The 26,173-nt window shown below is 72.3% G+C and carries 20 protein-coding genes; 9 read left to right on the top strand and 11 right to left on the bottom strand.

Going from position 1 to position 26,173, the window contains the following annotated elements; genetic code table 11:
- The first annotated feature begins 427 nt into the window (after nt 1–427).
- Nucleotides 428–874: a PTS sugar transporter subunit IIA gene (locus tag J2Z30_RS42030; RefSeq protein ID WP_044579320.1), complete on the top strand. Its 447-nt coding sequence runs from the start codon at nt 428–430 to the stop codon at nt 872–874.
- A 105-nt stretch (nt 875–979) separates the two neighbouring features.
- Nucleotides 980–2,650 carry a phosphoenolpyruvate--protein phosphotransferase gene (ptsP, locus tag J2Z30_RS42025; protein WP_044579319.1) on the top strand — a complete coding sequence of 557 codons (1,671 nt, stop codon included), beginning with the start codon at nt 980–982 and terminating at the stop codon, nt 2,648–2,650.
- Between the two features lie 87 nt (nt 2,651–2,737).
- On the opposite strand, the gene J2Z30_RS42020 is transcribed toward ptsP, so the two are convergent.
- Complete coding sequence (locus J2Z30_RS42020; protein ID WP_044579314.1) at nt 2,738–3,706, bottom strand: DUF8829 domain-containing protein; 969 nt, start codon at nt 3,704–3,706, stop codon at nt 2,738–2,740.
- Nucleotides 3,707–3,728: 22 nt separating this feature from the next.
- Nucleotides 3,729–5,093, bottom strand: a complete 1,365-nt coding sequence (locus tag J2Z30_RS42015) for an MFS transporter (protein WP_308280238.1) — start codon at nt 5,091–5,093, stop codon at nt 3,729–3,731.
- Between the two features lie 48 nt (nt 5,094–5,141).
- On the opposite strand from J2Z30_RS42015, the gene J2Z30_RS42010 reads away from it, so the two are divergent.
- Entirely contained in the window at nt 5,142–6,542 is a 1,401-nt protein-coding gene (locus tag J2Z30_RS42010) for an aminotransferase class I/II-fold pyridoxal phosphate-dependent enzyme (protein ID WP_044579311.1), read from the top strand.
- Nucleotides 6,543–6,944: 402 nt separating this feature from the next.
- Here J2Z30_RS42010 and J2Z30_RS42005 read toward each other — a convergent pair whose 3' ends face one another.
- A complete protein-coding gene (locus J2Z30_RS42005) occupies nt 6,945–8,963 on the bottom strand; it encodes an acetoacetate--CoA ligase (protein WP_044579310.1) in 2,019 nt (672 codons plus the stop codon).
- A 209-nt stretch (nt 8,964–9,172) separates the two neighbouring features.
- Here J2Z30_RS42005 and J2Z30_RS41995 point away from each other — a divergent pair, with 209 nt between their 5' ends.
- Nucleotides 9,173–11,989 (top strand): glycoside hydrolase family 31 protein, encoded by a 2,817-nt coding sequence (locus tag J2Z30_RS41995; protein WP_245389042.1) that lies wholly within the window; start codon nt 9,173–9,175, stop codon nt 11,987–11,989.
- 552 nt (nt 11,990–12,541) lie between these two features.
- Nucleotides 12,542–13,342 carry a M15 family metallopeptidase gene (locus tag J2Z30_RS41990; RefSeq protein ID WP_044582334.1) on the top strand — a complete coding sequence of 267 codons (801 nt, stop codon included), beginning with the start codon at nt 12,542–12,544 and terminating at the stop codon, nt 13,340–13,342.
- Nucleotides 13,343–13,349: 7 nt separating this feature from the next.
- On the opposite strand, the gene J2Z30_RS41985 is transcribed toward J2Z30_RS41990, so the two are convergent.
- From J2Z30_RS41985 to J2Z30_RS41970, 4 genes are all read right to left on the bottom strand, one after another.
- Entirely contained in the window at nt 13,350–14,162 is an 813-nt protein-coding gene (locus J2Z30_RS41985) for an ABC transporter permease (RefSeq protein ID WP_044579308.1), read from the bottom strand.
- Nucleotides 14,163–14,209: 47 nt separating this feature from the next.
- A complete protein-coding gene (locus tag J2Z30_RS41980) occupies nt 14,210–15,055 on the bottom strand; it encodes an ABC transporter permease (RefSeq protein WP_044579306.1) in 846 nt (281 codons plus the stop codon).
- A 1-nt stretch (nt 15,056) separates the two neighbouring features.
- Nucleotides 15,057–16,238: an ABC transporter substrate-binding protein gene (locus tag J2Z30_RS41975; RefSeq protein WP_044579304.1), complete on the bottom strand. Its 1,182-nt coding sequence runs from the start codon at nt 16,236–16,238 to the stop codon at nt 15,057–15,059.
- Between the two features lie 91 nt (nt 16,239–16,329).
- The gene (locus J2Z30_RS41970) at nt 16,330–17,409 is read right to left on the bottom strand and encodes an ABC transporter ATP-binding protein (RefSeq protein WP_044579303.1); all 1,080 of its coding nucleotides are present in this window, start codon (nt 17,407–17,409) and stop codon (nt 16,330–16,332) included.
- 140 nt (nt 17,410–17,549) lie between these two features.
- Here J2Z30_RS41970 and J2Z30_RS41965 point away from each other — a divergent pair, with 140 nt between their 5' ends.
- The 4 genes from J2Z30_RS41965 to glpK all read left to right on the top strand — a co-directional run bounded on the left by J2Z30_RS41965 (nt 17,550) and on the right by glpK (nt 21,846).
- Nucleotides 17,550–18,035, top strand: a complete 486-nt coding sequence (locus J2Z30_RS41965; RefSeq protein ID WP_209469058.1) for a Zn-ribbon domain-containing OB-fold protein — start codon at nt 17,550–17,552, stop codon at nt 18,033–18,035.
- Nucleotides 18,032–19,222 carry a lipid-transfer protein gene (locus J2Z30_RS41960; RefSeq protein ID WP_044579302.1) on the top strand — a complete coding sequence of 397 codons (1,191 nt, stop codon included), beginning with the start codon at nt 18,032–18,034 and terminating at the stop codon, nt 19,220–19,222. Before J2Z30_RS41965 ends, J2Z30_RS41960 begins: the two co-directional genes overlap by 4 nt.
- 312 nt (nt 19,223–19,534) lie before the next feature.
- A complete protein-coding gene (locus J2Z30_RS41955) occupies nt 19,535–20,299 on the top strand; it encodes an MIP/aquaporin family protein (protein ID WP_044579300.1) in 765 nt (254 codons plus the stop codon).
- Nucleotides 20,300–20,313: 14 nt separating this feature from the next.
- Nucleotides 20,314–21,846, top strand: a complete 1,533-nt coding sequence (gene glpK / locus J2Z30_RS41950) for a glycerol kinase GlpK (protein WP_044579299.1) — start codon at nt 20,314–20,316, stop codon at nt 21,844–21,846.
- A gap of 88 nt (nt 21,847–21,934) precedes the next feature.
- Here glpK and J2Z30_RS41945 read toward each other — a convergent pair whose 3' ends face one another.
- The 4 genes from J2Z30_RS41945 to J2Z30_RS41930 are packed head-to-tail and all read right to left on the bottom strand — an operon-like array spanning nt 21,935 to nt 26,026.
- Nucleotides 21,935–22,525 (bottom strand): GTP-binding protein, encoded by a 591-nt coding sequence (locus J2Z30_RS41945; protein ID WP_044579297.1) that lies wholly within the window; start codon nt 22,523–22,525, stop codon nt 21,935–21,937.
- Nucleotides 22,506–22,901, bottom strand: a complete 396-nt coding sequence (locus tag J2Z30_RS41940; protein WP_044579295.1) for a DUF742 domain-containing protein — start codon at nt 22,899–22,901, stop codon at nt 22,506–22,508. The genes J2Z30_RS41945 and J2Z30_RS41940 overlap by 20 nt, the downstream gene beginning before the upstream one ends.
- 15 nt (nt 22,902–22,916) lie before the next feature.
- On the bottom strand, nt 22,917–23,345 hold the full coding sequence (locus J2Z30_RS41935; RefSeq protein WP_020873578.1) for a roadblock/LC7 domain-containing protein: 429 nt from the start codon (nt 23,343–23,345) through the stop codon (nt 22,917–22,919).
- Nucleotides 23,342–26,026, bottom strand: a complete 2,685-nt coding sequence (locus J2Z30_RS41930; RefSeq protein WP_044579293.1) for a nitrate- and nitrite sensing domain-containing protein — start codon at nt 26,024–26,026, stop codon at nt 23,342–23,344. Before J2Z30_RS41930 ends, J2Z30_RS41935 begins: the two co-directional genes overlap by 4 nt.
- Nucleotides 26,027–26,173 lie beyond the last annotated feature (147 nt).

The following is a 26,173-nucleotide window of genomic DNA, read 5'->3' as shown; positions in this document are numbered from 1 at the left end:
CGTTGACTTTTGGCACGCTGTTGAGTTCTCAAGGAACGGACGCTTCCTTCGAAACCGTTTCACCGGCTTCTCCGGGCGCTTCCCTTCGGTGTTTCACACGCTATCAGACTATTTCCGGCTCTCCGTACCCGTGTCTCTCGCAAGGCATGCGAAAGCGGATCCGAGATTTGGATCAAGTAGCTGATGGCGCCGCCCTGAACCTGGATGTACACGCAGATGTCCGCAGTGCTTCATCTGGTGGGCAGGGATACGACAGTACAGCGCCCCGCGCGGCCGTGGCAAATCGATTCCCGGCCCGGGGCACCCCCTCCTGCCTGCGCCAGGTGTGCGGAATCCGTAGTTCCTATGACTTACTCTTCTGGGCAGTGCGCTGTCCGGGACAGGTGGTGACGGCGCGTGATGAATCTTCACCCCCCGGGAGGCTCCCATGACCAGCGTGACCTCACCGGTCGCCGGCCGCGTGATCGGACTCGAAGCAGTACCCGATCCGGTGTTCTCCGGCGCCATGGTCGGTCCGGGTACGGCGATCGACCCAGTCCTCGAGCCCTTCGTGGCCGTAGCCCCGGTCGACGGCATCGTCGTCTCGCTGCACCCTCACGCGTTCGTCGTCGTGGACGGGGAGGGACACGGTGTGCTCACCCACCTCGGCATCGACACCGTGCAGCTGAACGGTGAGGGCTTCGAGGTCCTCATCAACAAGGGGGACACCGTCAAGCGCGGTGACGCGATCGTGCGCTGGGACCCGGCCACCGCCGTGGCCGCGGGCAAGTCGCCGATCTGCCCGATCGTGGCGCTCGAGGCCACGGCCGATGCCCTGTCCGACGTCAAGGAGGACGTCGATGTGAAGACGGGCGACACACTCTTCAACTGGTGAGCCGGGCGTGCGCCCGGCGGCCGATGGGGACCGGGCCGGGCGGCGCACCGCGGGTACGACATCCACCATGGCGGGGTTCCGCCGTATCGACCGGGGACGGGTGACATGGAGACAACGCTGCGAGGCGTCGGCGTGAGCCACGGGGTGGCCATCGGCGAGGTGCGCCATATGGGGACGGCGGTCCTGGAGCCGCCGGCGAAGCAGATTCCGGCCGATGAGGCGCCGCGTGAGCAGGGGCGGGCGCGCCAGGCGGTGGAGGCCGTGGCGGCCGACCTGGTCGCGCGCGGCAATCTGGCGGGCGGCGAGGCCCAGGCCGTGCTCGAGGCGCAGGCCATGATGGCGCAGGACCCGGAGCTGATGGCCGATGTCGAGCGGCGCATCACCGTGGGCAGCACCGCCGAGCGCGCGGTGTACGACGCCTTCGCCGCCTACCGGGCGCTGCTCGCGGGGGCCGGGGACTACCTGGCGGGCCGGGTGGCCGACCTCGACGACGTGCGGAACCGGATCGTGGCGCGGCTGCTGGGTGTGCCGATGCCGGGTGTGCCGGACAGCGATGAGCCGTATGTGCTGATCGCGCGGGACCTCGCGCCCGCCGACACCGCGCTGCTCGACCCGACGCTGGTGCTGGGGTTCGTGACCGAGGAGGGCGGGCCGACCAGCCACAGCGCGATCCTCGCCCGTGCCCTGGGGGTGCCGGCCGTGGTCGCGCTGCCCGGTGCCGGGGATCTGGTCGAGGGAACCCTGATCGCCGTCGACGGCAGCACGGGTGAGATCTTCGTGTCCCCGAGCGAGGAGAAGCGGGCCGAGCTGACGCGCGCCGCCGAGGAGAGGCGGGCCGCGCTGGCCGCCTCTTCCGGTCCGGGTGCGACGTCGGACGGGCACAAGGTGCCGCTGCTGGCGAACGTCGGCGGTCCGGCCGATGTGCCCGCGGCGGTCGAGGCGGGCGCCGAGGGTGTGGGGCTGTTCCGCACCGAGTTCCTCTTCCTCGACGACAGCACTCAGGCGCCGTCGGAGGAGAAGCAGGTCGAGGCGTACCGGCAGGTGCTGGAGGCGTTCCCCGAGGGCCGGGTGGTGGTGCGGGTCCTGGATGCGGGCGCGGACAAGCCGCTGGACTTCCTCACCCCGGCCGATGAGCCCAACCCGGCGCTGGGCGTGCGCGGTCTGCGCACCCTGCTGGACCACCCCGAGGTGCTGCGGACGCAGCTCACGGCGCTGGCCAAGGCGTCGGAGGGGCTGCCGGTCTATCTCGAGGTGATGGCCCCGATGGTGGCCGACCGGCTGGACGCCAAGGCGTTCGCCGACGCGTGCCGCGAGGCGGGGCTGCGGGCCAAGTTCGGCGCGATGGTGGAGATTCCGTCCGCCGCGCTGCGGGCGCGCTCGATCCTCCAGGAGGTTGAGTTCCTGTCGCTGGGCACCAACGACCTGGCGCAGTACACCTTCGCGGCCGACCGTCAGGTCGGTGCCGTGTCGCGGCTGCAGGACCCGTGGCAGCCCGCGCTGCTCGACCTGGTGGCGGCGTCGGCGGAAGCCGCGCAGGCCGAGGGCAAGAGCTGTGGTGTCTGCGGTGAGGCCGCCTCCGATCCGCTGCTGGCGTGTGTGCTGGCCGGTCTGGGTGTCACCAGCCTCTCCATGGGGGCGGCCTCCATTCCGTATGTGCGCGCGACGCTGGCCAAGCACACGCTGGCGCAGTGCGAGCGGGCGGCCTCCGCGGCGCGCGCGGCGGACACCGCGGAGGATGCCCGCCGGGCGGCGCAGGCGGTGCTATCCGGCGAATGAGCCGGTGAGCCGTGTGCTGGTGAAATATGAGCTTTCGGCTTTGAGCTGTGGATGAAGGCGTCCCGCCGGGTGGCGGGACGCCTTCGGTCATTCCGGGCGGCTGAGCGGGATGCCCGCCCGGTACTCGACGCCGTGCTCCGGAGGGATGGGTTCACCGGTCTCCGCGTCGGTGCAGTACGCCGTGAACACCTCCGCCTCGCTCAGCGGGCGCAGCCAGCCGTCCTGCAGCGCCCAGCCGCGGACCGTCTCCGGGGAGTCCGCCACGATGGTGCGCAGCACCAGGCCGCCGGGGCTGCGCAGGGCGAAACCGCAGGCCAGGACGGTGCGGAAGACCAGCCCCGAGGGCTCGGCCAGCTTCGGCGAGCCCGCTTCCCGCGCGTCTGCGTGGAGCACGGCGACCAGTGAACTGCCGTCCGCCGGGACACTGCAGACCAGATGGTGGATGCCCGGCCCGACCGCCTCGACGACCGCGCCCAGCGCGGCCCCGGCGCGGTCGAACGCGGCGCGGGCGGTGGTGTCGTCTCGACACTCCCCGTGGTGGCCGGCACGCGAGAGCAGCGCCGTGGCGTACTCCCAGGTGGCCTGCTCTTCGGCCACTCCGATGAGCCGTGGCACCAGGCGGGCGATCGGCTGGCCCTCGTATGTGACGGTGCCGCCCGCGACGGCCAGTTCCGCCGTATAGCGCGTGCGGCTCGCGGCGGTGTCCGGGTCGAGCCGGGTGTCCGCGCAGAACTCCTCGTAGGCGACGGGGTCGAAGAGGGCGATGGTGGTGTGGACGCCCTTGGCCGCGAGCGCCTTCAGCAGCCCCTCCATCTCCCGTAGATACGCTCCGTGGTCGTCGAAGGCGAACGACGCGTAGTGCCGCATGGCGGCGAAGTCCCGCTCGTCGGCGAGCAGGGCCACGGTGCTGGGCACCTCTCTGCGGAGGACGCGCCGGGTGGTCTGCCTCCTCGTACGCTGCCGCGTGCTCGGCTTTTGTGTCTTCGGCTTGTGTGTCTTCGGCTTCCTGTGCTCGCCCGGTCGGTTCCGGTGGCTCCTGCGTCCGGTGTGCGCCATGACTCCCCCTCAGCGCGGATGTTCAGTGCTCACTCACCGTAACCGGGGCCACTGACAACGCTCCGTCACCACGGTCCCGCACCAGGTGGCGCTGGGCGCCGCACATCGCGGCGAGCCCGGCGCCGAGGCCGAGCCAGCCGAGGGGGCCCGCCGCGATCGCCGCCGTCACCGCGAGGGGTCCCGCGCTGCGCTGGACGGCCTGGGCCAGACCGTGCACGCCGAGGTAGGCGCCCTGTGCGGTGGGCGGGGCGAGGGCCACGGACAGCTCCCAGGAGATCGTGGCGTGCAGCATCTCCGCCACGGTGAAGGCGCTGGCGGCCAGCACCAGCGTGCCTGCCGCGAACCAGGGTGCGCCGACGGTCGAGGCGGCCAGCGCGGCCCCGCCGAGGAGGAAGGCGGCGGCCAGTGGCCACAGCGAGGTGCGGGCGGTGTGCGGGGTGGCGCCGAAGCGGGCGAACGGGACCTGGAAGACCACCACGAGCAGGTTGTTGAGGACGAGCAGCAGGGGGACGAGTTGGTGCGGTGTGCTGGTGGCCGTCACGGCCCACAGCGGCAGGCCGACCTTGAAGACCGAGTCGTCGAGGAAGAGGACGGCCTCGCTGGAGGTGTAGGCGAGATAGCGGCGGTCGCGCCAGGGGTTGGGGGCGGTGGTTTTCTCTGATGCGGATGCGGTTTCCGCCGATGCGGATGCGGGTTCCGCGGGGGCGGGTGCGGATTCCGCGGGGGTTGATTCGCCGCGTTCCGCGGATGCGGATGCGGATGCGGACTTTGCCGCGATGCGGGAGGCCGAGGGCGGTTCGGCACAAGCGAGCGTGAACAGCGCGGAGGCGACGAAGGAGAGCGCGTCGCCGATCAGCAGCCAGCGGTAGACGGTGACCGTGCCGCCGGTGAGTGCCGCGGCCGCCGCGAGGCCGCCGACGGCCCAGCCGACGTTCATGGCGGTGCGGCTGATGGCCTGGTAGCGGACGCGCTCGGGGCCCGCGACCCGGGTCGCGTACAGCTTCGTCAGGACGGAGGCCCCGCGGTCGCCGAGGCTGCCCACCGAGGCGATGGCGAGCAGAAGCCGGAGGTCGGTGGTGGTGAGGAGGGCCAATGAGGCGGCGGCGCGCACCAGTTGGACGGTGATCAGGAGCGGGCGCAGCCGAACGCGGTCGGCGAGGAGGCCGCCGAGGGGCGGGCCCGCGATGCCGATGGCTCCGGATGCGGCGAGCAGTACGCCGATTTCGGCGGTGCTGAGCCCGGCGGCGAAGGTGAAGTAGAGCGTCGCGGTCGCGCCCCACAGGCCCGAACCGATCCGGTCGACGAAGGTGACGATCAGCATGCGTCGGCCGTCCCGGCCGCCGGGGATGCGGTCGCTGAGCGCGGTGCGGCGCGTTGGCTTGCCCACCCTGGTCCCCCTTGACATTCTCTTTTGTATTGATACAGAGTGTTTTCTGTGGCGACACAATATGAGATCACCGGTGCGTCGGCCAAGGGGATTGCCGCATCCGTCGAACAGGGTGTGGTGGAGGGGGCGTTGGCGCCCGGTACCGCGCTGCCCCCGGTGCGCCGACTGGCGGAGCGGCTGGGCGTGAGTCCCGGCACCGTCGCGACCGCCTACAAGGAGCTGCGGCGGCGCGGAATCGTGGTGACCCAGGGGCGGGGCGGCACGGTGGTCGCGCCGACGCCCGCCGTCGCCTCGCGCCGCCCGCCGCCGGTGCCGGAGGGGGTGCGCGATCTGGCGGGCGGTCACCCCGATCCGGCCTTCCTGCCCGCCCTGCTGCCGACCGCCCGGCTCTCCCCCGGAGTGCGGTCGCACCGCGCCCAGCCTCGGCTGGCCGGTCTGGAGGAGCTGACCCGCGCCTGGTACGAGCGCGACGGCGTGCCCGCCGAGCACCTGACCTTCGCCCATGGCGCGCTGGACTGCGTGGCCCGGCTGCTGTCCGTCGAGCTCAGGCCGGGTGACGCGGTGGCGATGGAAGACCCCGGCTACCACCATCTGCTGGACCTCGTCCCGGCGCTGGGGCTGCGGAGCCTGCCGGTGGCCGTGGACGACGAGGGGATCCGGCCGGACGCGCTGCGGGCCGCGCTGCGGGCCGGGGCGCGTGCGCTGATCTGCAGCCCGCGTGGGCAGAACCCTTACGGCGGCTGGTTTTCGGCCGGGCGCCGGGATGCGCTGCTGGGGGTTTTGGGCGAGGCGCCGGGTGAGGTGCTGGTGATCGAGGATGATCATGCGGCGGATGTCGTGGGGGTGCCGTTGTACAGCCTCGCTGGGGGTGGCGGGGGTGGCGGGGGTGGTGGGGGTGGTGGGGGTGGTGGGGGTGGCCGGGGTGGCCGGGGCGGCGGTGCGGGGGGCGGTCCGGCGCGGTGGGCGCATGTGCGCACCGTCTCCAAGCACCTGGGAACCGACCTGCGGTGGGGCGCGCTCGCCTGCGACCGTACGACGCTGGCGCGCCACGACGGCCGGATGCTGCTGACCTCCGGCTGGGTCAGCCATGTGCTGCAGGAAACGGTCACCCGGCTGATGACCGACCCGGAGACCCAGGCCCTGGTGGCCGCGGCCCGGTCCGCCTACGCCCGGCGGCGTGAGGCCCTGCTGGCCGCGCTGTCGGACCGGGGGATCGCCGCGCACGGGGCGAGCGGGATGAATGTGTGGGTGCCGGTGCGGGACGAGGCGGCGGTGGTCAACGGGTTGCGGACGCGGGGGTGGTGGGTGGCGGCCGGTGCGAGGTTTCGGCTGGCTGCCGGGGCGGGGGTGCGGATTACGACGGCGGGGTTGGGGGAGGCGGATGCGGGGGTGTTGGCGGGGGATGTGGCGGGGGTGTTGGGGGAGGCGCAGGCGACGTATGGGGGGTAGGCGGGGGTTGTTCCCCCACCCCGCCCCTTCCCGAAACCGGGGCGCGGCCCCGGCCCCCGCTGGGGCTCCGCCCCAGACCCCGTTTCGGGGGCTCCGCCCCCGTACCCCCGCCGGGGCTCCGCCCCTGGACCCCGCTCCTCAAACGCCGGAGGGGCTGGATGTGGGGCTCCGCCCCGTGCTCCTCAAGAACCGGCGCTGGGGAGGCTCCGGCCCTCTTGCACCCGCACCTCGAGCACCAGCAGGGCTGGAGGGTGGTACTCGGCCCCGGGCTCCTGAAACCCTGGAGTGTGTGGCTCCACCCCGGCTCCTCAAACCCTGGAGTGTGTAGCTCCACCCCGGCTCCTCAAGCCCCGGAGTGCGTGGCTCCACCGGGGCTTCTAAAGCCCCGAAGGCGCTCAAAACTCAAGCCCCCGCCCCGCCCCTCCCCTGGGCCAGGCGCTCGTAGTACCGCAGCAGTTCCACATCGTCCACCGAGCCCGGGTTGACCGCCTTGTCCAGGGGGGTGCCCTGGAGGAGGCGCTTGACCGGGACCTCGATGCGTTTGCCGGTGAGGGTGTGGGGGACGCCGGGGACCTCGATGACTTCGTCGGGGACGTGGCGGGGGGAGAGTTGGGTGCGGATGGTGGTTTTGATGCGGGTCAGGAGTTCCTCGTTCAGGGTGGCTCCGGGGGCCAGATGGACGAAGAGGGGCATCCAGTAGCCACCATCGGGCTGTTCGACGCCGATGACGAGGGATTCGCGGATCTCCGGGAGGCGTTCGACCGCCTCGTAGATGTCGGCGGAGCCCATTCGGACGCCCTGGCGGTTGAGGGTGGAGTCGGAGCGGCCGTGGATGATCACGGTGCCTCGGGAGGTCAGGGTGATCCAGTCGCCGTGGCGCCAGGCGCCGGGGAACATCTCGAAGTAGCTTTCGCGGTAGCGGCTGCCATCGGGGTCGTTCCAGAAGCGGACGGGCATCGACGGCATGGGGCGGGCCACGATCAGCTCGCCGACCTCGTCGACCACCGGTTCGCCCTGTGGGTCCCACGCCTGGAGGTCGGTCCCCAGGCCGGGGGCCTGGAGTTCGCCGATGTAGACGGGGAGGGTGGGCACGGCGCCCGCGAAGCAGCTGCACACGTCGGTGCCGCCGCTGACGGAGGCGATCCACATGTCCTCGGCCACCTCGTCGTGGATCCACCGGAAGCCGTCCGGCGGCAGGGGGGAGCCGGTGGTGGCGACGCATTTCACGGCGGAGAGGTCGAAGTCGCGGCCCGGGTGGACCTCGGCCTTGCGGCAGGCCATGACGTACGCGGCGGAGGTGCCGTAGAGCGTGGTGCCGGTGCGTTCGGCGACGCGCCACTGGGCGGCGGTGTCCGGGTAGCCGGGGCTGCCGTCGTAGAGGACGACGGTGGCGCCCACCAGCAGCCCGGACACCAGGAAGTTCCACATCATCCAGCCGGTGGAGGTGTACCAGAAGAAGCGGTCGTCCGGGCCGAGGTCGCTGTGGAGGCCGAGCTGCTTGAGGTGTTCGAGCAGGATGCCGCCCTGGGACTGGACGATCGCCTTCGGCAGGCCGGTGGTGCCGGAGGAGTAGAGCACCCACAGGGGGTGGTCGAAGGGAAGCTGTTCGAAGACCGGCTCCGCCGGTTCGCGGACGATGTCGTCCCACACCAGCGTGGACTCGGGGGCGGGGGTGCCCAGCAGCGGAATGTGGACGACGGCGCGCAGACTGGGCAGCTCGGCACGCAGCTCGGTCACGGTCGCGGTGCGGTCGTGGGTCTTTCCGCCGTAGCGGTAGCCGTCGACGGTGAAGAGCACCACCGGTTCGACCTGCTGGAAGCGGTCCAGGACGCTGCGGGCGCCGAAGTCGGGGGCGCAGGAGGTCCATACGGCGCCGACCGCGGCGGCGGCCAGGAGGGCCACGGTGGCCTGGGGGATGTTGGGGACGTAGCCGCTGACCCGGTCTCCCGGGCGGACGCCGAGGCGGCGCAGCTCGGCGGCGACCGCGCCGACCTGGCCGCGCAGATCGGCCCAGCTGACCGGGCGCGGGTCATGGACCTCGTCGACGTGGAGCAGCGCGGGGCCGTCGGCGCGGGCGGGGTCCTCGGCGGCGCGCAGGGCGTGCTCGGCGTAGTTGAGGGTGGCGCCGGGGAACCAGCGGGCGCCGGGCATGGTGGCGTCGGCGAGCACCCGCTCGTACGGGGTGGTGAAGCGCACCTCGAACCACTCGGCGACCGCCCGCCAGAAGGTCTCCAGCTCCGCCACCGACCAGCGGTGCAGCGCGGCGTAGCTCGCGGTCGGGTCGTCGAGGCCGGGCGCGGGGGCGCCGTGCCGCTCGGCCGCCCAGGCGTGGAAGGCGGTCAGCCGGGACCGGGCGATCCGGTCCGCGCCGGGCTGCCACAGGGGGTGCGGCCGGTGGTCGGAGTGGGCTGCGGTGGTCATGGGTGTCGGCTCCCGGGCTTTCCGCGTCGGATGTGTCCGTGAGTGGCACATCCGCCTCGTATGCGTCCGGTCAGGACGATGCCATGTGATCGACTCCCGCACCAGGGGCGTCACTCCACATCACAGGGCGGGATCATGTGCGAGGACCACAGGTGAACGGCAGTTGAACCATGTCCCTGCCGGGCGTCGGCAATGGCAGGCTGATCAGTATGGATGCGCGTGACCTGGTGCGGTCGGAGAAGCTGGTGCGGTCGGTGAGGGTGCTCTGCACCGCGCAGGGGCTGCGGTCGCTGCGCTCGGCGTGGCGGCGTCGGCGTTCCGACGCGGCCGCGCTGCCCCGCCGCGGCACCGAGCTGGCCCGGGTGCCGGGTGCGGTGCAGGGGGCCGAGCCGGAGCCGGGGGGCGGGGTGGTGCGGTTCGCGCGATCCTCGCTGCGGGTGCGGGTGACCACGGGCGGCGCGGTGTTCTGCGGCTGGGACGGGGCCGAGCCGGAGCCGTCGTACGCGCTGGACGGGCCCTGTCCGGAGGCGGACGAGCGGGCGGAGCTGGAGCCGGACACCGGCGGCGGCTGGCGGGTGGTGTCCGAGCGGGTCACGGTGACGGTGGGCCGGACCGGCACGGTGGAGGTGCGGACCCCGGGCGGGGTGGTGCTGCGGCGGGATCTGCCGCCGCGGTGGTGGGAGCCTGCGGGGGCGCGGGGGCCCGTGGGGCCGGGGGCAGGGCCCACGGGGCCGAGGCCGGGGCTGGGATCCGCCACGCCGAGGCCGGGGGTAGGGCTCACGGGGCCGAGGGCGGAGCCGGGAGCGGGGACAGAGCGGCGGCCGGGAGCGGGGGCGGAGCCGGGAGCGGGGGCGGGAGCGGGGGCGGGAGCGGAGCCGAAGCCGCGGCCGGGAGCGGAGCCGGAGCCGGGAGCGGGACCCGCCGAGCCACGGCTCGCAGAGCCGGAGGCGGGGCCGGGATCCGTCGAGCCGGGGACGGCGCCCGGCCCCGTAAAGCCAGGGATGGCGCCCGGACCCACCGAGCCAGGGGCGGCGTCCGGACCCACCGAGCCGGGGGCGGCGCCCGGAACCACCGAGCCAGGGCTCGAGCCGGGGCTGGGCGGGGAGGGCGGTGCCCGCTGGCTCCAGCTGTCCGAAGTGGCCGCGGACGCGCGCTTCTTCGGGCTCGGTGGACGGGCCTCCGGGCCCCGGCTGCGGGACGGGGTGTACCGGCTGTGGAACACCGATCCCGGCGGCAGCTTCGAGCCGGGGGACGATCCGCTGTATCTGACCATGCCGGTGCAGCTCGTGGTGGCCGACGCGGGCACCCATCTGGTGTTCCACGACAACTCCTGGGACGGCACGGTCACCCTGCGGGAGGGCGAGGAGGGCGCGGGCTCCGGTCATGACCGGCCCGGCGGCTGCCGGACGCGGATGGAGGGCGGCCCGCTGCGCTACTGGGTGATCGTCGGCACCACCCCGGCGCGGGTGCTGCACGGCTGGGCGGCGCTGACCGGCGCCCCGGCGGTGCCGCCGCGGTGGGCGCTCGGCCATCACCACGCGCGTTGGGGGTTCCGCGACGCGGAGGAGGTCCGGCGGGTGGTGGCGGGCTACCGGGAGCGGGATCTGCCGCTGTCCGCGCTGCATCTGGACATCGATCACCTCATCGGCCACCGGGTGTTCACGGTGGACGGCGCGCGCTTCCCCGATCTGCCGGGGCTCGCCGCCGAGCTGCTCGAGGACGGGGTGCGGCTGGTGTCGATCGTCGACCCCGCGGTGAAGGCGGAGCCGGGCAACGCGGTGTACGAGAGCGGGGCGGCGGACGACGTCTTCGTGCGCGACGCCCGGGGGCGTGAGGTGCGCGGAGTGGTGTGGGCGGGTGAGTCGGCGTTCCCCGACTTCACCGATCCCCGGGTGCGCAAGTGGTGGGGCGGGCTGTACGCGGAGCGGCTGGCGCAGGGCTTCTCCGGGGTGTGGCACGACATGAACGAGCCGGTGTCGTTCGCCGCCTTCGGCGAGACCACGCTGCCGCGCTCGGCCCGGCACGCCCTGGAGGGCCGGGGCGGCGACCACCGCGAGGCGCACAACGTCTACGGGCTGGCGATGGCTCGGGCGGGCTACGAGGGGCTGTGCGAGCTGCGCCCCGACGAGCGGCCGTTTCTCTTCTCCCGCTCGGGGTGGGCGGGGCTGCAGCGGTACGGGGGCAGCTGGTCCGGCGATGTGGCGACGGGCTGGGCGGGGCTGCGGGCCTCGCTGTCGCTGGTGATCGGGCTGGGCCTGTCCGGGGTGCCGTATTCGGGGCCCGACATCGGCGGCTTCACCGGCTCTCCCTCGCCGGAGCTGTATCTGCGGTGGTTCCAGCTGGGCGCGTATCTGCCGCTGTTCCGCACCCACTCGGCGATCTCGGCGGGGCGGCGGGAGCCGTGGGAGTTCGGGTCGTCGGTGCTGGAGCACGCAGCGGCGGCGCTGCGCGAACGGCAGCGGCTGCTGCCGTACTTCACCACACTGGCACAGCTGGCCGCGCGCACCGGCGCCCCCTATGTGCGGCCCGTGTGGTGGCGGACGCCCAAGGACCGGGCGCTGCGCGACTGCGAGGACGCCTTTCTGCTGGGGGACGCGCTGCTGGTGGCGCCGGTGCTGGAGGAGGGCGCCCGCCGCCGCCCGGTCCGGCTGCCGCGCGGCCGCTGGTACGACACGGTGACCGGCCGGGCGTACCACGGCCCCGGACAGGTGGTGCTGGACGCTCCCCTGTCGGGCATCCCGGTCCTGGCTCGGGCCGGTTCGGTGGTGCCGGTGGCGGCGCCGGACGGCGGGGTGGAGCTGGAGGTGTGGACCCCGTCCCAGGGCCGCAAGGGCGTGGGCGCGGGCACGCTGGCCGTGGACACGGGCGACGGCTGGAAGAAGCCGGAACTGCTGCGCTTCACCACCCGGCTACGGGACGGCGAGGTGACGGTCGAGCGCGAGGGCGGCGGCGAGGTGGACTACCGGATACGAGTACGAGGCGAGGCCCCGCCCTCCGAGGACCGCCGCGGCCCCCGTACGAACTGACCGCGGCGCGGTCTGCCCAGTGCGCCGCCCCAAGCGTCAACCGGGCAGGCGGCCGCCCTTGTGGGCTCCCCGGGCCCCCCGGGCCCCCAGGCTCCCGGGCCCACCGGAGGGAGGCCGCGGCTCAGCGGAAGCGGGCGAGGCCGAAGCGCGCCCCGTCGGAAACGGCCCCGGTCGAAGCTGTCCGCCGTGGACCGCCGTGCGATGGTCGGCGGCGGGAGCCCTGACGGCTCGGCGAGGGGCCGCCGCCGGAAGCAGAGCGCGGGGCGGAGGCGGCAAGTCGCGCCCGGACGGCCAGGGTGCCGGGAGCTCTGGGTGCCGGGAGGCCAGGGCCGGTCGCGACACGGGAAGCCAAGACCGGCCCGCAAGAAGCCGAAGGCCATGCCGAGACCCCGCCGCGTCGGCGCCAAGGACACCCCGCAGTGCGGGCTCGCGTCCGCGAGCACCGGCCGAAGCGCGTCGCGCAGCCGCGGCAGGACCCCAGCGCGACAGGGCGAAGGGATACCCGCGGACGCGGGCTTGTTTTCGCTTCTCGGGGTGGGATAAGTGATGGGCATGCCAAGACTCGCCGTCGCGCTGCGTGCGCTCGTTCTGCCCGTTGCCGCTCTGCTGGCCGTCGCGCCGTACACCCCGGCGCAGGCGAAGGCGGAGCCCAAGGCTCCGAAGGAGTTCGTGGCTCTCCGGGACGTCGATCCGACGATCCGGCAGGAGATCCGCTACTTCACACCGCACAACTTCACGGGCGATCCGGTGGACGGATACCGCCGGCCGATGTGCGTCCTGACCCGCCCGGCCGCCGAGGCGCTGCGTCGGGCGCAGCGTCAACTGCTGCGGCGCGGCTACACCTTGAAGGTGTACGACTGCTATCGGCCGCAGCGCGCGGTGAACGACTTCGTGGAGTGGGCCAAGGATCTTGGCGATCAGCGGATGAAGGGCGAGTTCTATCCGGAGGTCGACAAGACGCGGCTGTTCGAGGACGGCTATATCGCCGAGAAGTCGGGGCACAGCCGGGGCAGCACGGTGGATCTGACGATCGCGCGGCTGCCCGCGCCGCCCACGCGTCCGTATGTGCCGGGCGAGAAGCTGGTGCCGTGCTACGCGGCCAAGAAGGACCGCTTCCCGGACAACTCGGTGGACATGGGCACCGGTTACGACTGCTTCGACACGCGCTCGCATACGCTCGATCCACGGATCAAGGGTGTGCAGCGGGCCAACCGGCTGCTGCTCAAGGGCACGTTGGAGAAGCTCGGGTTCGTCAATCTGGCCGAGGAGTGGTGGCACTACACCTTCAAGCCGGAGCTGTTCCCGGACACCTACTTCGACTTTCCCGTCTCGCGCCGCTCGCTGACCGGCTGAGCGGGCGTCACAGCCGTCCGCCCGCCGTGTCCGAGGAGAGCCGCTGGGCGATGTACACGGGCAGCACGGACACCAGGATGAGCAGTGCGGCGACGACGTTGACGACGGGGGCCTGGTGGGGGCGGGCCAGGTTCTCGTAGATCCAGATGGGCAGGGTGCGGGTGCCGGGCCCGGCGGTGAAGGTCGTGACGACGATCTCGTCGAAGGAGAGCGCGAAGGCCAGCAGCCCGCCCGCGAAGAGGGCCGAGCGCATGGCGGGGAAGGTGACGTACCGGAAGGTCTGCCAGGAGCGCGCCCCGAGGTCGGCGGACGCCTCGGCCAGGGAGGGCGCGATACGGCGCAGCCGGGCGCCGATGTTGTTGAAGACGATGACGACGCAGAACGTGGCGTGCCCGACGACCACCGTGAACAGGCCGAAGCCGATGCCGATCGGGTCGAGGACGGTGCGGAAGGCGGCGTTGAGGGCGATGCCGCTGACGATGCCGGGCAGCGCGATCGGCAGGACGAGCAGGAAGGACACGGTCCGCCGCCCGAAGAAGCGGTGGCGGTGGACGGCGTACGCGGCGAGGGTGCCGAGTACCAGGGCGATCGCGGTGGCGGCGAGTCCGGCCTTGAGCGAGGTGAGCAGGGCCTCGCGGGCGCCGTCGCTGTGCAGGGCGGCCCGCCACCAGCGGCCGGTGAGGCCGCTGGGCGGCCAGCCGAAGGAGCGGTCGGCGTTGAAGGAGTTGAGCAGCACCAGCAGCAGGGGGACGTAGACGATCGCGAGGCCGGCCGCGGTGACACAGCCGAGGACCACTCGGGCGGTGCGCGAGAGGCGCATGGGCCCACCTCCTGGGGTGGCTGGGGCTGGAGCGGCTGGAGGGACGGCTAGAGCGAGTCGAGAGCCCCCGCACGGCGTACGGCGGCCAGGTAGCAGACGATGAGGACCACGGGTACGGCGGAGAGCGCGGCGGCCATCGGCAGGTCCAGGGTGACCTGTGAGGCGATGACATTGCCCAGCAGCTGGGTCTTGCCGCCGACGATCTGCACGGTGAGGTAGTCGCCCAGGCTGAGCGAGAAGGTGAAGACGGATCCGGCGAACACGGCGGGGCGTACGGCGGGCAGGACGACGGAGCGCAGGGTCCGCCAGGCGCCGGCGCCGAGGTCGGCCGAGGCTTCCAGCATCCGCTCGGGGAGCCGTTCGAGGGCCGCGTACACCGGCAGGATCATGTACGGCAGCCAGAGGTAGGCGAGCACGATGACGACGGCGGTGGTGCCGTAGCCGGGCCCGTGCAGCCCGAACGGGGCGAGGGCGGCGCCCACGACGCCGTCCTCGCCGAGCATGACCCGCCAGGCGTACGCCTTGACCAGATAGCCGGCCCACAGCGGGGTGAGCACGGCGACCAGCAGCGGCCGCCGCCACCGCCGCCCCGCGACCCGCGCCATGCAGAACGCCATGGGCAGGGCGAGGAGTGCGTCGATGACGGTGACGGCGACCGCGATGGACAGGGTGCGCAGGGCGATGGTGCGGTAGACGGGGGTGGTCAGCAGCTCGTGGAAGTTGTCGGTGTTCCAGGTGTGGACGACGTCGGAGGTGAAGGAGTCGGTGGCCCAGAAGGCCGACAGCAGCAGGATGGCGAGCGAGCCCAGATAGGCCAGGGTCAGCCAGAGCAGGGGCGGGGCGAGGAGCGCGATGAGGCGCAGCCGCGAGCCTGAGGTGGGCGCGGCGGGCATCTCAGCCCTTGACCTCCGTCCAGGCCCGGGTCCACTGGGCGTAGTCGGTGCAGGTGGCGTCCTTGCGGCCGTCGAGGCAGTCCTTGATGGGCGTGGTCCAGAAGTGGACGCGCTGGAAGTACTTCTCGTCGTCCGCGTGGAAGATCGCGCAGTGGTTCGGGTCGGAGGTCTCGGCGCACGCCTTACGGTTGGACGGAGCCTCGCCGAAGTACTCCGCGACCTGGGCGTTGACCTTGGGCGAAACGATCCAGTCGAGCCACTTGTAGGCGCAGTTGGGGTGCTCGGCCTTGGCCGACACCATCCAGGTATCGGACCAGCCGGTGGCGCCCTCCTTGGGGAGCACCGCCTTGACCGGGGCCTTCTCGGCCTTGGTGAGGTTGGCGATGACCTGCCAGGTGGTGCCGATGACGCTGTCGCCGCCCTTGAAGGCGGTGATCTCCTTCTGGTAGTCGCTCCAGTACTCCCCCACCGCCTTGTGCTGCTTCTTCAGCAGGGATACGGCCGCGTCGAGCTGCTTCTGGTCGAGCGCGTAGGGGTTCTTGATGCCGAGCGAGGGCTTGGCACGCATCAGATAGAGCGCGGCGTCGGCGATGTAGATGGGCGAGTCATAGGCGGTGACGTGCCCCCCGTACCGCGCGGAGTCGTCGAAGACGGCGCGCCAGGAGTCGGGCGCGGGCTTCACCTTGTCGGTGCGGTACATGAGGAGGTTGGCGCCCCGGCCGTGCGGAATGCCGTACATCCGGCCGTCCCTGGAGTTGAACGGCTGGTTTTTGAGGGCCGGGAAGATGTCCTTGTAGTTGGGCACCAGTTTGGTGTTGACGGGGGCCGCGTCGCCGGAGGCGATGAGGCGCAGGGTGGCGTCGCCGGAGGCGGAGACCGTGTCGTACTGCCCGGTCTTCATCAGCGAGACCATCTCGTCGGAGGTGCCGGCCGTCTTGGTGTTCACCTGACAGCCGGTCTTCTTCTCGAACGGGTGAACCCAGTCCACCTTGGGGTCGTTGGAGCCGTCCTCGGCGTAGCCGGCCCAGGCGATGACGTTGACCTTGCCCTCGCCCTTACCGAGCTTGTCGGGTGCGTGGCCGCCCTTGTCGTCGCCGCCGCCCGAGCCGCACCCGGCCGCGGTCAGCAGCAGCGCGCAGACGGCGGCCGCGGACCTCCACGCAGACGTCTTCCGTTTCCGCATCCGGTCCTCCTCGTCCCACTAGGCACTTGAGGCCCGGCCAGTATCGGGCGGGCGGTGGGCCCTCGCCAGGGTGCCGTCGGCAATGACAAGGTCAACTCGGTACCGGGAAGGCGTCCTTCTCGTCCCAGGACAGCCCGATCTGACCGTCCGGGCGGGCGGATTGAGGGAGTCCGGTGAGATTCTGGCGGAGCACGGTGAGCCGGTCGCCGTGCGGAAGCGCGATGGTGAAGCGGGTGTGCGCCCCGGCGTGCACGATGTCGGTGACGCGCCCCGTGACGGTCCGTCGGCCGTCAGCGGATGACACGGCTTCGGCGGGCGGCTCCGCGGGCTCGGTGAGCAGGATGCGCTCGGGCCGGATGGAGTACGTGCCGGGGCGGCCCACGACACGCACCGCGGCCTCGCCGCGCAGCAGGTTGGTGGTGCCGACGAAGCCCGCGACGAAGGCGGTGGCGGGGCGTTCGTACACCTCGACCGGCGGGCCGGTCTGCTCGATGCGGCCGTCGCGGACCACGGCGATGCGGTCGCTCATGGTCAGCGCCTCGTCCTGGTCATGGGTGACCAGGAGGAAGGTGATGCCGGTGGTGCGCTGCAACTCCTTGAGCTCGGTCTGCATCTCCTGCCGCAGCGCCAGGTCGAGCGCGCCGAGCGGTTCGTCGAGCAGCAGCACGGCGGGCCGGTCGACGAGGGCACGGGCGAGGGCGACGCGCTGGCGCTGGCCGCCGGAGAGCTCGGCGGGGCGGCGGGCGGCGAAGCCGTCCAGCCGTACGGTGGTCAGCGCCTCGCGGGCGCGGGCGAGCCGCTCGGCCTTGCGGACGCCGCGCACGGTCAGGGCGTAGGCCACGTTCTGTTCGACGCTCATCTGCGGGAAGAGCGCGTAGTCCTGGAAGACGGTGTGTGCGTCGCGGCGGTTGGGAGGCGTCGCGGTGACGTCGTCCCCGGCGAGTTCGATACGCCCCGCGGTGGGCTGTTCGAACCCCGCGACCAGCCGCAGCAGGGTGGTCTTCCCCGAGCCGGAGGGGCCGAGCAGCGAGAAGAACTCGCCCTCGCGGACGGTGAGATCGACGGCGTCCACCGCGCGCACCGTCCCGAAGTCCTTGGTGACGGCCTCGAGCCGGACGGCCGTGCGCGTCGTCGTGGTCCCGGTCCGCGTCCTGGTCTCCGTCTCCGCCACCGACCGCTCCCCTCGCCCTTCGGCTGATCAGGCCCGTGATCGCGGCCCGTGATCGCGGTCACTGTACCGGGGTTACGCGCGCTGCGGTCCCCGTGCCACACTTCTGACACATCGTCAGTTACGAGGTATCGGGAGGGACCGTGTCCCCCACACGTGTGCCCGTGGTCGACGGGTGGTTCACCGCCGAGGGCGGGGAGTTCCGGCTGCTGGGGACGTGCTGCCGGGACTGCGGGGCGGTGTACTTCCCCCGGGAGGACGCCTTCTGCCGTGCCCCGGGCTGCTCCGGCACCGAGCTGGCGGAGGTTCCGCTGTCCCGCCGCGGGCGGGTGTGGTCCTACACCGACGGCCGCTACCGGCCGCCCGCCCCCTATCCGTCCGGCCCCGAGCGCACATGGCGGCCCTACACACTGATCGCCGTGGAACTGGCCGCCGAGCGGATGGTGGTGCTGGGGCAGGGCGCCCCCGGGGTGGCCCTGGCCGATCTGGCCATCGGCATGGAGGTCGAGGTGGTGCCGGGGGTGCTGGCCGAGGAGGACGGGCGCACCCTCACCACCTGGCACTGGCGGCCCGTTCCGGAGGAGGGGCCCGCTCCCGACGGGCGGCCCGCTCCCGGGGAGGCGTCATGACCGGTGAGGTGGCGGTGCTCGGCGCCGGGATGCACCCCTGGGGGAAATGGGGCCGCGGCTTCGTGGAGTACGGCACGAAGGCGGCGCGCGCCGCGCTCGCCGACGCCGGGCTCGAGTGGTCCGCGATCCAGTCCGTGGTCGGCGCCAACACCGTGCGCTGCGGCTATCCGGGGCAGGTCGCGGGCGCGACCTTCGCCAAGGCGCTGGGCTGGCAGGGCGCCCGTGTCACCAGCGTGTACGCGGCCTGCGCGTCCGGCGCGCGGGCCATCGACACCGCCCGCGCCCAGATCCTGTCCGGGATGGCGGACACCGTTCTGGTGGTGGGCTCCGACGCGGCGCCCAAGGGGTTCTTCGCCCCCGCGGGGGGTGAGCGGCCGGACGATCCGGACTGGCTGCGCTTCCGGGTGCTGGGCGCCACCAACCCCGCCTATTTCGCGCTCTGGGCCCGCCGCCGGATGGCGCTGTACGGCGACACGGCCGAGGACTTCGCGCGGGTGAAGGTGAAGAACGCGGCCGCGGGCGCCGCCAATCCGTACGCCCGCTACCGCTCCCCCGTCACCGCCGAGGAGGTCGCCGCGTCGCCGGTGGTCGCCGATCCGCTGCGGCTGCTGGACATCTGCGCGACCTCCGACGGCGCGGCGGCGCTGGTGCTCGGCAGCGTGGAGACGGCGCGGCGGCTCGGGATGGCGCGCCCGGTCCGCATCCGCGCCGTCTCGTCGGTCTCCCCCACCCATCCGCGCACCGCGCTGGATCTGCCGGACATCGCCACCGACTCCGCCCCGCCGGGCTCCCCCGTCCCCGATCCGTTCCGGCCCTCCATCGCACGGGCGGCGTACGAGGAGGCGGGGCTTGGACCGGAGGATCTGTCGCTGGCCGAGGTGTACGACCTGTCCACGGCCCTGGAGCTGGAGTGGTACGAGGACTTGGGGCTGTGCGCGCCCGGGGAGGGCGCGAAGCTGCTCCGCGAGGGGGCGACGGCGCCGGGCGGGCGGATTCCGGTCAATCCGAGCGGGGGTCTTGCGTCCTTCGGGGAGGCGGTTCCGGCGCAGGCCATCGCCCAGGTGTGCGAGCTGACCTGGCAGCTGCGCGGGCAGGCGGGCGAGCGGCAGGTGCCGGGCGCGCGCGCCGGGATCACCGTCAACCAGGGGCTGTTCGGGCACGGCTCGTCGGTCGTCGCGGTCCGCTGAGCGGCGCCGGAGCGGCAACTGTCCGATGGCTGCCGGGTGGCTGTCGAGTGACTGCCCGCTGCCCAAGTGGTGCCCGAGTGCGCGGCGACACCAGGGCAGCGCCCTCACGGTTGTCACGAACACCGTTGCCGTCCATCACCTTGACGCCCCCTGACCACCGGTGAACACTGCTGCGGTGTCAGTCGGCGTCGCCGCGCGCAGGCTCTCTCCATGGTCACCCCCCACGGGCGATTCCGATGCACCCGCACGCTCGAAACGACCCAGCACGGAGGACCGGGGCCGTCCGCCCCGGGCGAGGTCCTAGGAGCCGCCATGAGCAATGGGGACATATTCACCGGTGAGGTCATCGGCACCGCGATACTGATTCTCTTCGGCGCGGGCGTCTGCGCCGCCGTCACCCTGAACCACTCCAAGGCCAAGTCGGCCGGGTGGATCGTGGTCGCCTTCGGCTGGGGCTTCGGTGTCATGGCCGGCGCGTACACCGCGGCCCCGCTGTCCGGCGCCCATCTCAATCCGGCAGTGACCGTGGGCGTCGCCGTGGACACCGGAGACTGGGACAAGGTGCCGCTCTACATCCTCGGTCAGCTGGTGGGCGCCGTGATCGGCGCGGTGCTGACCTGGGCGCTGTACTACGCGCAGTTCGCCGCCAACGCCGATGAGAAGACCGCCCTGCCCACGCTCGGGGTCTTCTCCACCGTCCCGGAGATCCGGAACCCGGTGGCCAATCTCGTGACCGAGATCATCGCGACGGCCGCGCTGGTGCTGCCGCTGCTCGCGTTCGGCCAGGTCGACGGCATCGGGATCGGCCCGGTCGCCGAGGGCGGCGGCACCGTGGTCCTCGGCTCGGGCATCTCCGTCCTGCTCGTCGCCTTCCTGGTGGTCGGCATCGGCCTCTCCCTGGGCGGGCCCACCGGCTACGCCATCAACCCGGCGCGCGACCTCGGGCCGCGCCTCGCCCACGCCCTGCTGCCCATCCCCAACAAGGGCACCTCGGACTGGGGTTACGCCTGGATACCGGTGGTGGGCCCGCTGATCGGGGCCGTGCTGGCGGGTCTCGTCTTCAACGCAGCCTTCTGACCGAAGGAGACGCCATGCCGCATCCGACGGACACGTATGTCGCCGCGATCGACCAGGGCACCACCTCGAGCCGCTGCATCATCTTCGACCGGAACGGCGCGATCGTCGCCGTCGACCAGCGCGAGCACCGCCAGATCTTCCCCAAGCCCGGCTGGGTGGAGCACGACGCCACCGAGATCTGGTCCAAGGTGCAGGCCGTGGTGGCCGGTGCGCTGGCCAAGGCGGGGCTGCGGGCCGACGAGCTGACCGCGCTGGGCATCACCAACCAGCGCGAGACGACGGTCCTGTGGGACCGCCGTACCGGCAAACCGGTGCACAACGCGATCGTCTGGCAGGACACCCGCACCTCCGGCCTGTGCGAGGAACTCGGCGGCGAGGTGGGCCAGGACCGCTTCCGGGACACCACCGGACTGCCGCTGGCCAGCTACTTCTCCGGGCCCAAGGCCGCCTGGCTGCTGGACCATGTGCCCGGGTTGCGCCGCCGCGCCGAGATGGGCGAGATCGCCTTCGGCACCATCGACTCCTGGCTGATCTGGAACCTCACCGGCGGCACCGACGGCGGGGTGCACGTCACCGATGTGACCAACGCCGGACGCACTCTGCTGATGGATCTGCGGACCCTCCAGTGGGACACCTCGATCCTCTCCACGATGGGCCTCCCCGAGGCGATGCTGCCGGAGATCCGCTCCTCCGCCGAGGTGTACGGCACCGCGATCGGGCAGCTGGCCGGTGTGCCGGTGGCCTCCGCGCTCGGCGATCAGCAGGCCGCCGTCTTCGGCCAGACCTGCTACGGCGTCGGCGAGGCCAAGAACACCTATGGCACCGGCAGCTTCCTGCTGCTGAACACCGGTGACCGCCCGGTGCCGTCCAAGAGCGGGCTGCTGACCACGATGGGCTACCGGCTCGGCGGGGAGCGGCCCGTCTACTGCCTGGAGGGATCGATCGCGATCACCGGCGCGCTGGTGCAGTGGTTCCGCGACCAGCTGGGCATCATCCGCTCCGCCGACGAGATCGAACCGCTCGCCGCGAGCGTGGACGACAACGGCGGGGCGTACATCGTCCCGGCCTTCTCGGGGCTGTTCGCCCCGTACTGGCGCTCGGACGCCCGCGGTGTGATCACCGGCCTCACCCGCTATGTCACCAAGGCTCATCTGGCCCGTGCCGTCCTGGAGGCGACCAGCTGGCAGACGCGCGAGGTGGTCGACGCGATGTACCAGGACTCCGGGGTGCGGATCAGCACGCTCAAGGTCGACGGCGGCATGACCGCCAACGACCTGCTGATGCAGCATCAGGCCGATGTGCTGGGCGTCCCGGTGATCCGTCCGGTGGTCGCCGAGACCACCTGCCTGGGCGCGGCGTACGCGGCCGGGCTCGCCACCGGCGCCTGGCAGGACCTGGACGAGCTGCGGGCCCACTGGAAGCGGGATACCGAGTGGACCCCGCGGATGACCGAGGAGGAGCGGACGCGCGAGTACGGCAACTGGCGCATGGCGGTGGAGCGCAGCTTCGGCTGGCACCGGGAAGGCCAGCCGGCCGAGGGCTCCTGAGCCGCACCCCGCGCCGGCCAACGGCGGCCTGTGCCGCCGACGCGAACGGCGGCCCGTACCCCGGACGGCGGGGTACGGGCCGTGCCGTTCAGCCCCGCGCGGAAGCCAGCATCGCGTGCTCCACCACCGAGATCAGCACATGCTTGGCCGACTCGCGCTCCCGGGCGTCGCACAGGACGACCGGGGTGCCCGGATCGAGGTCCAGGGCGTCCCGCACCGAGTCCTCCGGAAAGCGGTCGGCCCCCTCGAAGCAGTTGACGGCCACGGTGAAGGCGATTTTCCGCCGCTCGAAGTAGTCGATGGCGGCAAAGCAGTCCTCGAGACGGCGGGTGTCGGCCAGCACCACCGCGCCCAGCGCGCCGGTGGCCAGCTCGTCCCACAGGAACCAGAACCGGTCCTGGCCCGGTGTGCCGAAGAGGTAGAGCACCAGATCCTCGCGGAGCGTGATGCGCCCGAAGTCCATGGCGACGGTGGTGGTCGTCTTGGACTCCACCCCCGCTATGTCGTCGACCGGCCGGCCCGCCTCGGTGAGGATCTCCTCGGTGCGCAGCGGTCTGATCTCGCTGACCGCGCCCACCAGTGTCGTCTTGCCCACCCCGAAGCCGCCGGCCACCAGTATCTTCAGTGTGACCGGTTCGACGATATGAGGGCGGCCCGGGTCAGAGTGCCCGTAGACCATTGATCACCTCGCGCAGAATCCTCTCGTCCGGCAGTTCCGCCGGAGGTACGGGCCGGGACACTCGGACGAGTGCGGCGTGGAGCAGATCGCCTATGAGCACACGGATCACGCCGATCGGAAGGTCGAGCTCGGCCGCCAGCTCGGCGACGGACTGCGGGCTGTCCCGGCTCAGTTCGACGATGTCGATGTGTTCCGGGGACAGCGTCTGGTCGGCGACGGTCCGGTGGGCCGCGCTGTCGGCGACGACGACAGCGATCAGATCCAGCTTCTCCTCGGCGGCGCTGCGGGTGCGTCCCCGCGTCATCGCGTAGGGCCTGACCACCGGTCCCGCCGCGTCGTCGAACCACCGGGCGGCGCGCTCCGGGTCTCCGCTCATTTCCCCCGGCCTCCGTCACCCGGTGGAGCGCGGGGCCGAGCCCAGATGCACGCCCACCCGCTTGACCAGCAGCGTCATCTCGTACGCTATCTGGCCCACATCGGAGTCGGCGTCGGCCAGGACGGCGAGACAGCTGCCGTCGCCGGCCGCGGTGACGAACAGGAAGGCGTCGTCGAGCTCGACGATGGTCTGCCGGACCCGGCCGACGTCGAAGTGGCGGCCGACGCCCTTGGCGAGGCTGTGGAAGCCCGAGGCCACGGCGGCCAGGTGTTCACCGTCCTCCCGGGACAGATCGCGTGAGCCGCCGGTGAGGAGTCCGTCCCCGGAGAGCACCAGTGCCTTGCGGATGCTGCCCACTCTTCCGACCAGTTCGTCCAGCAGCCAGTTCAGCTCGCCCGACGCATTGGGCGATCCGTTGGGCGCTGCGGCGTTCGATGCGGTCATCGACCGTCCCCCTCATGTGTCGTTCCCGGACTTACGTCCGCGCCTCCGGATCCGGTGGCCGACTGCCGCCGACCGCGCTGCCAACCCCGTTGGAGCGAGGCCATGGTGGCCCTCGCCTGCTCGGCTTCGCGCTCGGGATCGTGTCCGGCAGGGGTTCGGTCGTCGGTCGGGGGTGCGGGATCGTTCTTCAGCTGCGGGGCCAGGCTCGCCTGCCGTACCCGCTTGGGGAGGCCGGAGGCCGCCCGCTGAGTGGGCACCGGGCTCTGCTCCGGTCCCCGGCGCTCCGGCCCCGTGCGCCGCGGGCCCTGGTCACGGCCCTGGGCCTGGTCCTGGCCCTGGCGTTCGGAGCGCTCGGCCCAGGACGGCTGCCCCGGGCCCTGGACACGGCTCTGCCGTCCGCCGGCCGTGCCCTCGACCGGCCGGCCGTGGTCGGCGACCAGGACCGGCGGGACACGGCGGGGCAGCGGCGCGGGGCCGCCGCCCGGTTCGGGGTCCGGGCCGTCCGGAGCCTGCTGGTGCTGCTCCACGGTGGACGGAACGGGTCCGGTGCGCACGGACTGGCGCGTCTTGAGGCCGCGGGCGCGGAAGATGCCGCCCACTTCGTCGTCCTCGTCGGCGTCGTCGTGGTGGGCCTCGTGGGCCAGGGCCGCGGTCAGGGAGGCGAGCGGGGAGGCCGGCTCGGCCTCGTCGGCTGGCCCGAGCCGGACGTCGCCCACGCCGTGCCGCGCGGTGTCGGTGTGACGGCCGCCGGTGTCGCGGTCGTCGGTGTCCCCCCGGGTGCCGTCGTCGGTGAGCAGGTTGGAGGGGATGAGCACGATGGCCGTGGTGCCGCCGTACGGGGAGGGCTGGAGCGAGACCCGCACCCCCTGCCGCTGGGCGAGCCGGCTGACCACGAACAGCCCGAGCCGGTCGGTGTCGGAGAGCTCGAACTCGGGGGTCTCGGCGAGCCGGAGGTTGGCCTCCAGCAGCGCGTCGGGCGTCATGCCGAGACCGCGGTCGTGGATCTCCAGGGTGAAGCCCTTGGCGACCCGCTCGCCGTGCACCTGGACGGCGGTGTGCGGCGGCGAGAAGACGGTGGCGTTCTCCAGGAGTTCGGCGACGAGGTGGGTGAGGTCGCCGACGGCCGGGCCGACGACCGCGATCCGCGGCAGTCGGCGGATCTCGATCCGCTCGTAGTCCTCCACCTCGGCGACGGCGGCGCGCACGACGTCCATCAGCTTGATCGGCTTGCGCCACTGCCGGGAGGGGGCCGCGCCGGAGAGGATGACCAGACCCTCGGCGTGCCGCCGCATGCGGGTGGTCATGTGGTCCAGGCGGAACAGGTCGGACAGCTCGTCGGTGTCCTCGGTGCGCCGCTCCATGGTGTCCAGGAGGGTGAGCTGACGGTGCAGCAGCACCTGGCTGCGGCGGGCGAGGTTGACGAAGACCTCGGAGACGCCCTGGCGGAGTTCGGCCTGTTTGACGGCGGCCTCGACGGCGGCCCGCTGGAGGGTGTTGAGGGCCTGGCCGACCTGGCCCATCTCATCGGGGCCGTAGTCCAGCCGGGGCGCCTCTGTCTCCACGTCGATCTGCTCGCCCGCGCCGAGGCGGCGCATCACGCTCGGCAGCCGGACGCCGGAGACCTCCTGGGCGTCCCTGCGCAGCCGGGACAGATCGCGGACCAGGCTGCGGCCGATGCGGAACGAGACGAAGATGGAGACGATGAGGGCGATCAGGCCGAGGATGCCGGCGATGCCCGCCTTGAGCATCACGCTGCTGGCCACCGGGTCGATGCGCTTCTGGAGCCGGTCGGTGGCCTCCTCGCCCAGCCGGTCGTAGTCGTTGAGGACGGGCTGGGCCGCGGCCTCCCAGTGCTCCTGGTCCAGCGACTTGATGGCGGTGGCGGGGTCCATCGAGGAGAGGATCTTGCCCTCGGCCACGCGCAGGGCGGCGGGGGCGGCGTTGGTGCGCCGGTAGTCGGCGAAGACCTTCTGCTCGGAGTCGGGGAGGATCGGCAGGTTGATCTCGTAGAGCAGAGTGCGCTCGGCGATGAGGTCGGACATCGCCTGAAGGTCCGCCAGCGTCATCTTGCGCGCCGTCAGCGCCGAGGCGTACAGCGCGTCCTCACGGGAGAGCGCCTCCCGGGCGCGGATCATGGCGACCAGCGCGCGGCCCTGTTTGTCGAGGTCGGTGTCGGGCACCGCGTGGAGGGAGCTGCGGAAGGTGTAGCAGAGGTCGACGAGCTTGTTGTAATACTCATACGCCTGGGTCGAGGAGATGCCGTCGTCCTCGACCTTGCGGCGCAGACTGTCCAGTCCGTCCGCGGCCTTGAGGATGTTGTCGAGCTGTTCCTCGGAGTCGTCGTTCATCTTGCCGTGCACATCGCCGTCCGACTCGGCGGCCCGCAGCATGTCGATCGCCTGGTCGGTCTTGCGCTGCATGGAGTGGAGCACGGGCAGGGCGTCCGACTGCCGCGGATCGGCCAGCAGGATGAGCGTCTGGCGGCGTTCCTTCTGGACGGCGTGCACCGCGTCCTCGGCCGGCTGGCCCGCCTTGTCGATGATGTCGGACGCGTCCAGCAGTTGCATTGCCTCGCGACCGGTGATCACCGTGGCGAACGCCCATATCGCCGTCAGCGACACGAGCGGCACCAGCAACAGCGCCACGATCTTCCTGCGGATGGACTTACCGCGAAAGCGCATGGCCTCCCTAACGTCTACCCCGAATTCCAGGGGCGGGGTTCCGAGTTCCGACACCGAGCGGGCGCGAGCCTACTACTGCCGGTGGAACAGTTCGAAGGCGTGTCCACTTGATGCAGGGAGTCCCTTACAGTCCGTGATCGGGAGTTG

Source organism: Streptomyces iranensis (genome assembly GCF_017874715.1).
GTDB lineage: Bacteria > Actinomycetota > Actinomycetes > Streptomycetales > Streptomycetaceae > Streptomyces > Streptomyces iranensis.
The sequence above is the reverse complement of the archived record's forward strand: the minus strand, read 5'-3'. Positions and strand labels throughout refer to the sequence as shown.